The sequence below is a fragment of the Rhizobium sp. S96 genome, assembly GCF_030382195.1.
Lineage (GTDB): Bacteria > Pseudomonadota > Alphaproteobacteria > Rhizobiales > Rhizobiaceae > Rhizobium.
On the sequence record NZ_JAUDRY010000030.1, the window covers coordinates 90,600 to 103,907 of the forward strand.

General features: G+C 60.1%; 15 protein-coding genes and 1 pseudogene. 9 read left to right on the plus strand and 7 right to left on the minus strand.

Translation table 11 applies throughout. From position 1 onward, the window contains the following. On the minus strand, positions 1-1,245 hold the full coding sequence (locus tag QTL94_RS22485) for a Zn-dependent hydrolase (RefSeq protein ID WP_289803157.1): 1,245 nt from the start codon (positions 1,243-1,245) through the stop codon (positions 1-3). Further along, on the minus strand, positions 1,242-2,450 hold the full coding sequence (locus tag QTL94_RS22490; RefSeq protein ID WP_289803158.1) for a diaminopropionate ammonia-lyase: 1,209 nt from the start codon (positions 2,448-2,450) through the stop codon (positions 1,242-1,244). Before QTL94_RS22490 ends, QTL94_RS22485 begins: the two co-directional genes overlap by 4 nt. Positions 2,451-2,554: 104 nt before the next feature. On the opposite strand from QTL94_RS22490, the gene QTL94_RS22495 reads away from it, so the two are divergent. The 4 genes from QTL94_RS22495 (at position 2,555) to QTL94_RS22510 (ending at position 5,188) form a co-directional block, all read left to right on the plus strand. After that, the gene (locus QTL94_RS22495) at positions 2,555-3,034 is read left to right on the plus strand and encodes an Lrp/AsnC family transcriptional regulator (protein WP_289803159.1); all 480 of its coding nucleotides are present in this window, start codon (positions 2,555-2,557) and stop codon (positions 3,032-3,034) included. Positions 3,035-3,247: 213 nt separating this feature from the next. Next, positions 3,248-3,682 (plus strand): hypothetical protein, encoded by a 435-nt coding sequence (locus QTL94_RS22500; protein ID WP_289803160.1) that lies wholly within the window; start codon positions 3,248-3,250, stop codon positions 3,680-3,682. Between the two features lie 220 nt (positions 3,683-3,902). Continuing rightward, positions 3,903-4,691 (plus strand): alpha/beta fold hydrolase, encoded by a 789-nt coding sequence (locus QTL94_RS22505; protein WP_289803161.1) that lies wholly within the window; start codon positions 3,903-3,905, stop codon positions 4,689-4,691. An 86-nt stretch (positions 4,692-4,777) separates the two neighbouring features. Beyond that, positions 4,778-5,188, plus strand: coding sequence for a glyoxalase superfamily protein (locus QTL94_RS22510; protein WP_289803162.1), 411 nt, complete (start codon positions 4,778-4,780; stop codon positions 5,186-5,188). Positions 5,189-5,234: 46 nt separating this feature from the next. On the opposite strand, the pseudogene QTL94_RS22515 reads toward QTL94_RS22510, so the two are convergent. Together QTL94_RS22515 and QTL94_RS22520 are read right to left on the minus strand one after the other, a co-directional pair. Then, positions 5,235-6,158 (minus strand): annotated as a pseudogene (locus QTL94_RS22515) (IS30 family transposase); the annotation flags it as partial. An 82-nt stretch (positions 6,159-6,240) separates the two neighbouring features. Beyond that, the gene (locus tag QTL94_RS22520; RefSeq protein WP_065691818.1) at positions 6,241-6,948 is read right to left on the minus strand and encodes a hypothetical protein; all 708 of its coding nucleotides are present in this window, start codon (positions 6,946-6,948) and stop codon (positions 6,241-6,243) included. 435 nt (positions 6,949-7,383) lie between these two features. Here QTL94_RS22520 and QTL94_RS22525 point away from each other — a divergent pair, with 435 nt between their 5' ends. Both QTL94_RS22525 and QTL94_RS28500 read left to right on the plus strand, forming a co-directional pair. Then, positions 7,384-7,695: a hypothetical protein gene (locus QTL94_RS22525; RefSeq protein ID WP_065691817.1), complete on the plus strand. Its 312-nt coding sequence runs from the start codon at positions 7,384-7,386 to the stop codon at positions 7,693-7,695. A 988-nt stretch (positions 7,696-8,683) separates the two neighbouring features. Then, complete coding sequence (locus QTL94_RS28500; RefSeq protein WP_502944176.1) at positions 8,684-9,292, plus strand: methyl-accepting chemotaxis protein; 609 nt, start codon at positions 8,684-8,686, stop codon at positions 9,290-9,292. A gap of 198 nt (positions 9,293-9,490) precedes the next feature. Here the strand turns inward: QTL94_RS28500 and QTL94_RS22535 are convergent, their stop codons facing one another. After that, entirely contained in the window at positions 9,491-9,751 is a 261-nt protein-coding gene (locus tag QTL94_RS22535) for a hypothetical protein (RefSeq protein ID WP_289803163.1), read from the minus strand. Positions 9,752-9,863: 112 nt separating this feature from the next. After that, a complete protein-coding gene (locus QTL94_RS22540; RefSeq protein ID WP_289803164.1) occupies positions 9,864-10,541 on the minus strand; it encodes a redoxin domain-containing protein in 678 nt (225 codons plus the stop codon). A 281-nt stretch (positions 10,542-10,822) separates the two neighbouring features. Between QTL94_RS22540 and QTL94_RS22545 the strand changes: the two genes are divergently transcribed. From QTL94_RS22545 to QTL94_RS22555, 3 genes are all read left to right on the plus strand, one after another. Next, a complete protein-coding gene (locus QTL94_RS22545) occupies positions 10,823-11,260 on the plus strand; it encodes a VOC family protein (protein ID WP_289803165.1) in 438 nt (145 codons plus the stop codon). A 128-nt stretch (positions 11,261-11,388) separates the two neighbouring features. Then, positions 11,389-11,901: an NUDIX hydrolase gene (locus tag QTL94_RS22550; RefSeq protein WP_065691812.1), complete on the plus strand. Its 513-nt coding sequence runs from the start codon at positions 11,389-11,391 to the stop codon at positions 11,899-11,901. A gap of 131 nt (positions 11,902-12,032) precedes the next feature. Further along, positions 12,033-12,563, plus strand: a complete 531-nt coding sequence (locus tag QTL94_RS22555) for a dihydrofolate reductase family protein (protein ID WP_065691811.1) — start codon at positions 12,033-12,035, stop codon at positions 12,561-12,563. A gap of 25 nt (positions 12,564-12,588) precedes the next feature. On the opposite strand, the gene hutC is transcribed toward QTL94_RS22555, so the two are convergent. Next, on the minus strand, positions 12,589-13,308 hold the full coding sequence (gene hutC / locus QTL94_RS22560; RefSeq protein WP_289803166.1) for a histidine utilization transcriptional repressor HutC: 720 nt from the start codon (positions 13,306-13,308) through the stop codon (positions 12,589-12,591).

A 13,308-nucleotide genomic window follows, 5' to 3' on the forward strand; every position in this document is an offset into this window, starting at 1 on the left:
TCAATCCTCGGAGGTCGTCAGTTCGCGAACCACGTCCAACAGGATGTTGGCACCCGCGACCAGATCTATATCGGGCGTATGTTCTTTCGGGTTATGGCTGATGCCGCCGATGCTCGGGACGAAGATCATCGCGGATGGTGCGATGCGTGCGATCATCTGGGCGTCGTGCCCCGCGCCGGATGTCATTCTTCTCGATCTCAATCCGCGCATGCCTGCCGCCTTCTCGATCCTGTCGACGATGCCGCTGTCGAACGTCACCGGCTGAAATCGCGCCAAACGCTCCGTCGAGATGGTGACGCGTTCGTCGATCGCGAGCTTGCGGATATAATCTGCCAGAGCTTTCTCCTCCGTCAGCAGACGTTCCTCATCCGGATCGCGAAGGTCGATGGTCAACGTTGCCTTGGAAGGAATGACGTTGATCGCGTTCGGTTCGAATTCGATGCAGCCCACCGTCGCAACGGTCGGGGTATTCGAGGCGTGAGCCCGCTCGCGCAGGAAGGTAATGATGCGCGCTGCCGCAAGCCCGGCATCTCGACGCATCGAGATCGGGGTCGTGCCGGCATGGTTGGCGTCTCCTTCGATCGTCACCTTCTGCCAGGAAATTCCCTGGAGGTTCTCGACCGCGCCGATCGATGCGCCCTCGCGCTCCAGCACCGGGCCCTGTTCGATATGCAGTTCCAGATAGGCGTGAGGCTGCAGGAAGCCAGGTTCGTGCGTCCCGGCATAACCAATCCGGGCGAGTTCGGCGCCGAGGGTCGACCCGTCGGTGCCAACGGTTGCCAGCGCCTCCTCGATGCCCAATCCTCCCGAATAGACGAGAGAGCCCATCATGTCAGGCGCGTAGCGCACGCCCTCCTCGTTGGTGAACGCGCCGACCGCGATCGGACGTTTGGGAGTTACACCGCTTTCCATAAGGGTCTCGATGACCTCAAGTCCGGCAAGAACACCGTAGCATCCGTCGAAGATACCGGCGTTGATAACTGTGTCGATATGCGAACCCACCATCAGAGGTTTGACCGAGCTGTCGGCACCCGGCGGTGTCCAGATGCCAAAGATATTGCCGATGCGATCGACCGCGATCTCCAACCCGGCATCTTGCATCCAGCCGACCAATCGGTCGCGGCCGAGCTTGTCTGCATTCGTCGCGGCAAGCCGGACGAGACGCCCGGTGTCGTCCCGGCCGGTGGAGCCCAGTTCGCTAAGGCGTGCCAGCAGACGCTCTGTGTTCACCGATGATCCGGTCATGCCATCACTTTCGCATTTTGTTTCAGTACGTCGTCAGGGGCTTGCCCGACGATTTCTTCGTATTTGGCCGGATCCGTCGCACCCTCGGTGTTGATGACGAGAACCCGTGAACGCGGCCCGAGCTCCAGCGCAGCCTTGCTCACTGGATCGCTGATTGCCCTGATCAACCCCGCCAGGCCCACGCCGCCGCTTTCGCCCGCCACGACCGCCGGATCTCCCGGGGCTGGAAAGGCCAGCCGTTTCATCACGGCGATCGCATCGTCCTCGTCCACGGTCATGAAGGCGTCGGCTACCCGCGAAAGGACGCGCCAAGCCACGAGCGAGGGCTCGTAGCACTCCAGCATTGCCATGATGGTCGGTTCGCCATGCGCGATGACGACAGGATGCCCCGCCTTGGCGGTTTCGACAATGCAGGCGGCGCGACCGGGATCCACGACGGTGAACACCGGCCGCTGGTCGCCGAGGGCGATTGCGAGGTGACCTGCGGCCGCCGCGGCGATACCGCCGACGCCCGATTGAACGAAAACATGCGTCGGAGGTTCGGACATCTCCCGAAGCGCCTCCTGCACGAGGGCGGTGTACCCTTGCATGACAAGGCCCGGGATTCGTTCATAGCCCGACCACGACGTATCCGACACGATCGTCCAGCCACGTTCCGTGGCAACCCTCGCCGCTTCTTTCACCGACTCGTCGTAGGTTCCCTCAACTCGGATCATGTCGGCGCCGAACCGGGCAATCGCGGCGATCCGCTCGGCGCTGACGCCGGAATGAACGAAGATCGCAGCCTTCGCACCCACGAGCTGGGCGCCTTGGGCGACGGAGCGCCCGTGGTTGCCGTCCGTGGCACAGGCGACGGTCATGGTCTTTGCGACAGCGGCGACCTCAGGGGTGTGAAGTTCGGAGACATCAACCGACCGCGACAACCGTTTGCTGGCCTCTTCGAGGACAAGCCGGATCACGGCATAGGAACCGCCGAGCGCCTTGAAGCTGCCAAGGCCGAGCCTGAATCCCTCGTCCTTCATGTGAATGCTGGAGACACCAAGTTCGCGAGCAAGCGCGGACAAGGCGACAAGTGGCGTCTCCGCGTTGTTTTCCCGGAAGGAGAGGAAGCGCTGAACCGTTGCAACAGCGTCCATACCCAGCGTTTCGGCATCACGCGGATCGAGGGGAGCCTTGTATGCCGCATTCGAATTCTTGAGAAACATGGTGGACCTCGCTCTGTTCGAGTGGAAATATATTGCAGTCGGCATGCAAAGTGCGCTGTATTTCGAGGCTCAATTTGCAAGTTTGTTTCATCGAGGTTCGAGAAATGGCTGAACCAGCGCGCCGGTGGGCATTGGATGATTTCGATCGCCAGATCCTCGCCATCCTGCAAAAGGACAATCTGACGCCACAACGGAAGATCGGGGAAGCGGTGAACCTGTCTGCTCCGGCGGTTCAGCGTCGGATAAAGAGGATGACGGAGACCGGCGTGATCCAGGCGAACGTCGCGATCGTTGATCCGGCCGCGCTCGGCCACCCGATCACCATCTTCGTCGAGGTCGAGGTCATAAGCGAAACGGCGGAGCAGATCGAAAACGCAAAGCGCGAGTTCGCGGCCATCCCCGAAATCCAGCTCTGCTACTATGTGACGGGAGAGGCAGACTTTGTACTGGTCATCACCGTACCCTCGATGACGGCGTACGAAGCCCTAACCAGAAGGCTCTTTTTAGGAAACAACAATGTCAAAAAGTTCCGGACGTTTGTCGCGATGGACCGCATCAAGGCGGGCCTTGAGGTTCCCGTTTGATGCAACCTGCCAGACTGGCAGCGGGCATGGTCGCCCCATCCAAGCGAGTGGGCGCTGTCGGCGCAAAGCGCAAATCGAATGCAATTGTCCAATGCTGGCCGTTTGTCAGCGTTGTTGCTGATCGTGATTGGACTTCTGCCTGCGGCGCGGTCACCATTCTCACAGGGACCGCGAGGCATGGGCAGCAACCAACGTCTGAACGGAGTCCAAAAGATGAAACATCACACCATTGATGAATTGCGGACCGTCGCAGAAGTCCAACCCTGCAGCGCTCGGCCGATGTCCCGAGAGGAGCGGCTTGACCGCTGGGCGGAACTCCTGGAACGGAACCCTCATTGGCGTCTATCGACGTTGTTCGAGACCGAATATCAAGCGCCGGACGTTCTCGCCGCCATGCGGAACGATCACTCGCCGCTGTCGGTTGCTTTCGGCGATCCTGTCCTTCGCGCTGCCGGCCTGAGCGACGACACCTTTGGCGAAGCGAAGCGGTTCTTCGAGCTGGAAGACGCTCAGCTTCACGACGTCATCTGCTATTGCCATTTCGGAGCAACCGTTCCTGCCGCGTCTGCGGCGCGCCAAATCCGCGCGATGCTGGCGCCACCGCGCATCGGCCTCTTTGCAATGCTGCGGCAAGCGGTGTTCGGCTAACGGCCGCATGATGGTCGGCATCATCACGTGAGGGATACACACGCGCCTGATGCCGGCCGCCAAATCTCCTCTTGGGCCTCGCTGTTGCCGCACCGGGTAACCTGGGGGCGGTCTTCGTGCGTCTGGAAGCCGTACTGTGGCACAGAGTGTCATCACCCTACGCTGCCCATGGCACGAAAGGCCGACCGTCGATGTCGTCTTTCGGCGCTCATAGCGGACATTGACAGCCACCGTTGCTGATCACCGATTGCTGTCCAATTTAATGGCGGCTAATACCTCAGAAGCAGCGTACATCGATGATCAAGGCGAATATGTCGTGTCCATACTTCTCGTACCCGGCTTCATGCTCGATGCTGATCTCTGGCGTGATGTTGAGCCTGGCTTGGCCGACTTCCAGCCGATCGTAAGCGTGGACCTTTCGAAGGACAGCTCGATACAGGACATGGCTCGGCGCGCACTTCTTGGTGCACCGGAAGCTTTCATACTCGTGGGGTTCTCGATGGGGGGTTACGTGGCTCGGGAAATTGTCCGCCAAGCTCCCCATCGGGTGAAGGCTCTTGTTTTGGTCGCCACATCTGCCAGAGGAGACACTGACCTGCAACGGCAGCGAAAGGCTGCGATCACAGGGCAGCCGAACGGCCTCATTTTCAAGGGCCTGAGCACCGCCGCGGTAGCGTCCTCCCTGTATCCAGATAATGCCAGCCGACTCGATCTGATCGATCGTATCAAATCGATGGCGCAGCGGCTGGGCGGCGAGGTCTTCCGTCGACAATCTCTGCTCGACCGGGAAGACGAGCGAGCGTCGTTATCGGCAATCACATACCCCTGTCTCATTGTCGCCGGCGAGGATGACAAGCTCAGAAGTCGAGCGGAAGCAGAGGAACTCCATCGCGGCATCGTCGGATCGAGCTTACAAATCATCGAAAAGACCGGGCATATGATTCCGTTGGAAGCTCCGGATGCTCTTGCCACCATCGTCCGTCGATGGCTCAAGGCAATTGAAGCGTGATGGCCGCTTGTGGTGCTTTGCGGACGAGGCGCTCTCGTTTGGCTCCGCCCCTTTGCAGACACATGAATCGGCCTGTAGACTAACCAGTGCATATCGACGCAGCGGAGACTTGCATGAGCGAAATTGCCCTGACGTCCATCGTCCCGATCCTCTTTGTGCGTGATGTGCCGGTAAGCGCCCAATTCTTCAACGAGAAACTCGGATTTGACGTCGATTTCCTCCACGGTACGCCGCCGTTTTACGGCGCTGTGTCGCGCGGCGCGGCCTGCCTGCATCTTCGCTGTGTCAGCAAACCGAATTTTGCCAATCTGGCAGCACACGAGGTCTCGCTTATTCTCGCTACAATTGAGGTTTCGGACGTGCACGGGTTGTTTGAGGAGTTGCGGGGCCGCGGCGCGGAGTTTGCGCAGGAACCAACCCGCCAGCCCTGGGGTGGAACGGACTTCCATGTCCGTGACCCGGACGGGAACGTGATCTCGTTCGTCGCCTACGAGTGATGGAACCATAGCAGCAGTAGGGAAACGTCCGCTTCTGACAGTGGGTTCAATTGATCGCCGCAACACACTCTGCAAATCTTTCCGCGGGCGTCTGATAAAGCAAGGTCTTCCTTGGACGTTCGTTGAGCTGCCTGGCGATTGCATTAAGCTGGGCTTGGCTGTGTACGGACAGGTCAGTGCCGCGCGGTAGATATTGGCGCAGCAATCGATTGGTGTTCTCATTTGAGCCGCGCTGCCAGGGTGATCTGGGATCGCAGAAATAAACTTCGACGTCAGCGACTATGGCCAATCGTTGATGGTCAGCCAACTCCTTGCCCCGATCCCAAGTCAGTGATTTGTAGAGCTCGCCCGGCAGTTTCTGCGACTGCTTTATCAGCGCCGAGACCACGCTTTCGGTGTCCTTATTTGCGACCTTGATCAGCATGACGTAGCGGGAGTGTCGCTCGACCAACGTTGCGATGTAACTGTTCTTCGACCCGCCGATAAGATCGCCCTCCCAGTGACCCGGAACTGCACGGTCTTCAGCGGACGCGGGTCTCTCGCTTATGGAAATCGCGTCCTTGATCTGGCCTAAGCCACTTCGTTTCATGCTGGCGTGCCGGGAACGAAGGATTGTTCGGTTTGCCCTGAGGTGTTCACGCAACTCTTTCTTCAGCACCCCGCGAGCTTGGATATACAGGCTGCGATAGATCGTTTCGTGCGACACCTGTTTGAGTGGCTCCCCTGGGTAAGTACGTTTGAGCCAGGCAGCAATCTGCTCTGGCGACCATTTCCGGTTTAGCTTGGCAGACACTGTGCGGGCCAAGGACGGATAGCAAGCCAGCTTGCATGTCTTGGGACGCAAGGAGCGGTCCCAGGCAGCTTGGTCTGAGCGTGCGGCCCGATATCGGTCAGCTCCGCCGTTGCGACGAACTTCACGGCTGATCGTAGATGGAGATCGGCCCAATGTGTAGGCAATCGATCGTAGGGATCGTTGGCGATCTTGAAAGTCGTTTCTATGATTTGTGGCCAGCGCTCCACATCTCCATCCAGATAGGACACCAGATGGAATGTCATGCTGAGATCCGAGGTGCGGAAGATGCGGTCGCCCACGCGGTACCAGGCCCCCAATAGCCGGTCGAGGGGTCTTGCCAGGCATTCAGAAACTGGCGCACGTCGGCGCGAATTTGGGTGATCCCGCCGCTATCGCGGTCGCGCAGCAGCCCCTCCACCTGGTCTTCCAGATATGGTTGCCACTTTGCCTTGAACCCAAACTGCGTAGCCCCGTCGCTCAGAGCCGTCAGTTCGGCGCGATGGTCTACGCCGTCGCGTGCAACATCCGAGACTAGGTATGCGGAGATCAAGGCCACTGCATCCTTGCCTGAACGAAGGTCCGGAAACAGGTCGATCGAATAGTTTGGTGGGGTTTTGCGATGCGCGAGTTCCTGGAGGCCAAGGGTGGTCGCTTCCAGTTTCAAAACTGTCGAGTCATAACAGGCGCCCCAGCTGCCGTCCGACGGCGACTGTTGCATTGCATAGGTCTGATCATCCTTGCCCAGGCTCGTCTCAAGATCACGGAGGCGCTGCTCGATCTTTGTGAAATCGGCGGAGTAGATGGCGCGCCACTTCGTCTCCAGAAGGATCTGCGTGCTGCATTCGCGGCTCAGTCCCGCATTCTGGTCTTCCGCAAGGCGTCTGCCCAGCTCCTGGATGCGCGCCAGCGCTTGTTCGCGGCGTTCTAGCACATCAGGATCGAACTTCAGCCACTCCTGGGCAAGCATGGCTTTAGCGTCCGCGCCTGAGATGGGGGTACTCGTCTCGCTTAACCGGCGCACGTCATCAGCTATATCCGCCTTGGCGGATGTTATGCCGGCGGCGAGGCTTGACAGCACCAATAGACATGAACCTCTCATGGGAGAATCCTTTCTGCCGGCGCACCGTCAGCTCTCGGCGTGAGCCGACCGCTACTAGCAGCCTATGCGCGGCTGATGGCAAAGGCTACCCTGCAAAGATGTTCGATTTTGGCGGACAGTCGTGCGTCTATCTCGGGCGACTAGCTCGTTGCAGGCGGTTCGCAAGTGTCATCAAGGCATCGCACAGCGGCTTAATGCGTCGTCAACCATATTTCGCTAATTTGAGGGAACGGCGCGGGCCAGGTGCGTGGCATTAACCGCGAGTGCGAAGCGAGCGCCGACGCGAACACATGACTACTTGAAATGACGCATGCCGAAAAATCCTGCTGGCGACAGATCGCCCTCTACGCCCTTCTCTTTGCCGGTCTATTCTTCGGTGCGCTTTCGCTGCCGCGCGGGCCATTCGTCCTGGTGGTGACGGATCCGCGTCTGCCCCCCTCTCATATGATGGATGTTGTCGGCCAGGCGGGAGGAGCTTTTGTCCTCGCTGGTGCTCGACCCTGGCTCGCTGTTGCCTATTCGGACACCGCCGGCTTTCCCGCGCGCTTGCGTCGCGCCGGCGCCATTCTCGTTCTCAATCACATTCTGGCAGTCGGCTGCCGGGCAGGAGCCTAAGATGGATGCTTTGGAAAAACTGCGCGCGCGCGCCTCGTTCGGAATTGTTGGTTTGCTCTGGATCAACCTTGCCGCGCTGACTGTCAGAAATCTGGTCCGGCCGGAAGGCTTCGACCTTCCTTCGGTGGTGGCTGCCGCAATTATAACGATCGCCGCCAGCTTCACCTGGTGGCGCGACCGCTCCGGGCCAGCAACCCGAATTATCACCTCCCTGGCCATGGCCACCAGCGTCGGCTTTCTCGTCTATGGCTTCGAAGGCTCGTCGCTGCAGATCGACCTGCATATGTATTTCTTCGCGGCGTTGGCGATTTGCGCGGCGTGGGTCGATTGGCGCGCGATCGTCGCCTTTGCCGGGCTCGTGGCGCTGCATCACCTCGTTCTCTATGTCGCCGTTCCCCTCGCTGTATTTCCCGGGGAGTCGCATTTCAACAGAGTGGTTCTCCATGCCATCGTTCTCGTGTTGCAGGCGGGCGCGCTGATCGCTCTCACGTCGGCCATGGTCTCCGCCTTCGCGATAGCGGAGCGGTCCGTTGCGCAGGCCCAGGCGGCGGGCCGCAAGGCGACAGAAATGGCGGAAATGGCTCGGCACGCTGACCACAAGGCGGCAGTTGCGCGCGAAGCTCAGGAAGAGTTGCGCGCCAAGGCGCATGATTCTGTCACCTTCGCGGTTGCCTGCCTGCGCTCGGCGCTCTCCAAGCTGTCCAAGGGCGATGTGACCGTGCGTATCGCGGAGGAGCTCGAGGGTGATTTGAACGACTTGCGTCATGCCTTCAACGAATCCGTCGAACAGCTCGACGCTGTTTTGAGACAGGTGGGTGAGGTTGCAAATTCCGTGCGCAACGGTTCGGCGCAGATCAACCATGCCAACTCGGATCTCTCGCAGCGGACGGAAAATCAGGCGGCCTCGCTATCCGAAACCGCGACATCTCTTTCCCATGCGGTGGAAACGGTCCGCCAGACTTGCGCACTTGCGGAAACTGTCGGTTCAATGGTGCGCAAGGCGAAAGACGGTGCCGAAGATTCAAGCGCGATCGTTGCCCACGCCGTTGACGCAATGCTCAAGATCGAAGGCTCTTCGCAGGAGATCACCCAGATTATCGGCGTGATCGACGACATTGCGTTCCAGACGAACCTTCTCGCGCTGAATGCAGGCGTGGAAGCCGCGCGCGCAGGAGAGGCTGGCAAGGGGTTTGCCGTGGTTGCCCAGGAAGTCCGGGAGTTGGCCCAGCGATCTGCTTCCGCTGCCAGCGAGATCAAGACGCTGATCAGCTCATCGGCCGATCACGTCAAGCACGGCGTCGCCTTGGTCGACAAGACGGGCCAGGCGCTTCACGGAATTGCTGGAGATGTGGCGGCCATCAGCGGCCACATCGCGGAGATCGTTGAGCGTTCGCGCCAGCAGTCCACCGAACTCAACGGCATCGGCAATGCGATTTCCGACATCGACCGAAACACCCAGAAAAATGCGACAATGGTCGAAGAATCGGCGGCCGCGATTGGCTTCGTCGCCGGTGAGGCGAATGTTCTCGAGCAGCTCATCCGACGCTTCAAGGTCGGCGCAACCACATCTCACAACCGCATCCGCGCCGCGGCATAGCCGTGGCGGAGGCGCGCATTTGGGTCGCGTCCAGGCAAGTGTCCCCACTATCCATGGTGACACGACGCTGTCCGCTGGCGCAGCTGACGTCGATGTCTGACTCTTTCCGATTATGGTGGGGATGAGCGGCACATTCCGATCGCCCGACGGAATCTTCCGGCGGCCAACCAAATCCGAGCAAAGAAATGTCAGCGAGCGTCAGCCACCGATTGCATCGCTCACGCATTTCTTGGTGTAGGCGGTCTTTGCAGCGCCAGCCAGTGGCTTGCCGTTCTTATCCTTGGCGGACAGATCGCAGGCGGCAGCCGCATCCTTCTGACACTTGTTGACCGATGCGGTAAGAGCGGCTCCAGCAAGTGGCTTGCCATTCTTGTCGATTGCTTTCGCCGTGCATGTATCAGCGGCGTGAGCAGCAGCGGCGGACAGTACCACAGCTGCCGCAATGAAAACCATCTTCATCGTCTCGTCCTCACCGATATTGCCTTCATCGCCAAGCGGCGACGTAGGGCCGCCGTTTAACTCATTTTCAGGGAAATGGTTCCCTCGGGCCGCAAAGAAATGAGCGTTGCCTTCAGCGGAGGCTGCTGGCAGCGGCGAGTATTTCCGCCGCGTTTGGAAAAACGCAGAGGCCGTCAGGCCCGTCACGCGCTTCGATTTGTACCCAGCGAACAATGCCACTGCCATCGACGAGGAAGTGCCCAACAAGCTGTGTGGGGTGACTTGCGAAGATGGCATGATCGACTTCCGTAAACTGGAAGCCGTCTTGGGCGTTGAGAACGACATTGGCCGCCATCGGGTGTAACGCTTCCGGCAATTCCCCCGTCGGGTTGATGCGCGCGCCCTCGAATTGCTCCATGCTTGCCCGATAAGGCCATGATGGCTCCTCGCGGCTGCCCTCGGGTTGGAACTCGCCATGCGGCACGCCGAAGGCCCGGTGCGTGGAGCAGTCCTGGTCACATAGGAGCACGGCTGGCGTCGGCCGGTGCTCGAAGTATATGCGGGCGCGCTCGACCGGCGTGTTGATCACGGCAATTGTTTCCACCCCCTCCGCACGCAGGGCAGGCTGCAGACTGCCGAGTTGTCCCACCTGGCGCCGGCAGAACGGACAGTGCAATCCGCGGAAGAAAGCGATCAAAAAAGGGTGGCCGTGGAGGCTCGCGAGAGAAACCGTCCCAGCTTGGTTTGCCGACGGAAGTGCGAAGGCAGGTGCATATTGCCCTGGTTGGAGCGGGCGCTTCTGGTCTCCCATCGCACATGTCCTTTGTTAGGAGTTCAGGTGAATGCTGGGCTTGATCCAAGTCCAAGACCTATCACGCCACGGCACCACTCGCTATCTTCACGGTGCAATCGGCAGGAGAGCGAAGCTCCAGTCTTGCGACGGCGATATGTCCTCTTTTCGGCGTAGAGGCGGGCCAAAGGTGCCGATCTGACATCGGGTGAGCCAGATCGCAGGGGCGTCGCACGGGGCCCGCGACCTCAAGAGCAGCTATATGAGTTTACGACGTAGTCGAGACCTTGTAGGTCTTCCCTATGGCGCTCAAACGGATGGACAACATAGGGATTGTCGTCGCGGACCTCGAAGCGGCGATCGATTTTTTTCGCGAGCTTGGCCTTCAGCTCGAAGGGCAGGCCATGATCGACGGGGAATGGGCCGGACGTGTCACCGGGCTGGCCGATCAGCGGGTCGAGATTGCCATGATGAGGACGCCCGACGGCCACAGCCGGATCGAGCTTTCCCGCTTCCTGACGCCGGCGCCAATGGTCGATCACCGCGACGCCCCGGTTAACGCTCTGGGTTACCTCCGCGTCATGTTCGCCGTTGACGACCTCGAGGAGACGCTTGAAAGGCTGCGACTGCGCGGCGCGCAGCTCGTCGGCGAAGTCGTTCGGTATCAGGACGCATATCTGCTCTGCTATATCCGCGGGCCCGAAGGTATTCTCATTGGCCTTGCGCAAGAACTGAGCTGAAACCGATAGAGATCGGGCCGATGTGTTCGGTGCGAGGCCGCCAATGTGGTGATCGTCTCTCAGCCCAACTGAAGTCGACATGTCCGTGAGCACTTGTCGGGAATCACATTGCGCTCCAACTTGTTGCAATGAAGAATGGTACAACCCATTTGTCGCGCCTCGGTAAACCTATAGGGGCGATCCTGGATGGTGATGTCGCCGAGCAATGTGGTGCGCTTTGCATCCGCACGACAGCCGACGGTCATCTGGAAGTTCTGCTGATAACCACGCGACAGACGCGCCGCTGGTCGATTCCCAAGGGATGGCCGATCAAAGGGCTGGCGCCTCACGAAGTCGCAGAGCGCGAAGCTTGGGAGGAAGCGGGCGTCAAGGGACGAGCGAAGAGGCGCGTTTTTGGCTACTACACCTATATCAAGGTTCTCGACGATGGCCGCAAATGCCCCTCCGTCGTCGAGGTTCATCTTGTCGACGTTCGGCGCATGAAAAAGATCTTCCCCGAAAGCAAGGAACGCAAGCTGATCTGGCTGCGTCCTTATGATGCCGCGTTGCTGGTCGATGAACCGGAACTGAAAAGCCTGATACGAAGCCTCGAGAGGCACTCTGCGCTCAAAGCCCCCGGCCAAATCGGCATCGTTGGTTGACGGCGATGGGCTGGGGTCGCGCAGTCGTCAAACCGAAATGACAGCCACGGCCGGAGTTGCCGGTCCCAATCCCAAGGCGTCGCGCGGCAGTTGGTCCGTTGCGGCCAATGACCCGACGAAAGGAAGTGGATATGGCCAAGCTGGTGTTTGGAATGAACCAGTCGCTCGACGGCTACGTCGATCACATGGCGTTTGCACCGGGCCCCGTGCTCTTCCGCCACTTCATCAAGGAGGCCGAGCAGCAGGCGGGCAGTGTGTACGGTCGCCAGATGTATGAGATCATGCGTTATTGGGACGAGGACCACCCTGAATGGGATACCGACGAACTTGCCTTCGCGCGAGCGTGGCGAAACCAGCCGAAATGGGTCGTCTCGCGCACCTTGACGTCCGTGGGCCCGAACGCCTCGCTCGTCGAGGGTGACCTCGAGCGCGCGATGCGGCAGCTGAAGGCCGATCGCGACGGGGAAATCGAGGTTGCCGGGCCGGACCTGGCGCATAGCCTCACCGGGCTTGGGTTGATCGACGAGTACCGCATCTATCTTCATCCAGTGGTGCTTGGTCACGGCAAACCCTATTTCGCCGGCCCCCGGCCGCGGCTGCGCTTGGTCGCCAGTGATACGATTGACGTGGATGTCTTGCGGTTGACCTACGTGCCCGGCTAATGCCGCTCGCCGCTGACGTGTCCGACTAGGAGGCGGGCGTGAAGCGTGCCACGAGCGCATGTTTGTCGCCCGGATAGGTGAAGCGGACTTGGGTGACCGGCCCGAAGTTGCTCCACGTGCGGCGTTCGACGACGAGGCATGCTGTGTTTTTGGGGATGCCCAGCGCGGTGGCTTCCTCGGTGCTGGCGGACACGGCGTGAATGCGGTGTTCGGCCGTGCTCCACGGGATCTGGTTTATCAGCCAGGCGCCAGGCGCAATTTCCGAGAAATCGGCATCAGCCGCTTCGGGCACGGCCGTGAGACTGATCAGGCGTTCTTCCAAACAAAATGGCAGGCCGCCGGCGTGGTGGATGCAGACCACGTCGATGATCGAGGAATCCGGGGGGACATCGAGGCGACGGACATCGTCTGCCTTTGCCTTGCGCACCATTCGTTTGGCCACGGTGTAGGAATAGGCGAGATTGAGCGACTGCACCTCGGCCTTGATGTCGTGGATCTCGAGGATAGCCGATTGCGCCTGAGGCTGGCTGACGAAACTGCCCGATTTCTTCCGGCGCTCGATGAGGCCGGCCTTGGCCAGCTGCGTCAACGCCTTGTTCACGGTCATCCGCGAGCAGTCATATTCCCTTGTCAGGTCGATTTCGAACGGGATGCGGTGACCCGGCGGCCACTCGCCCGAGACGATGCGGCCTTCGATGTCGTTGAGGATACGCTGATGCAAGGTTGCGTCCTTGCTCTGGTTCAT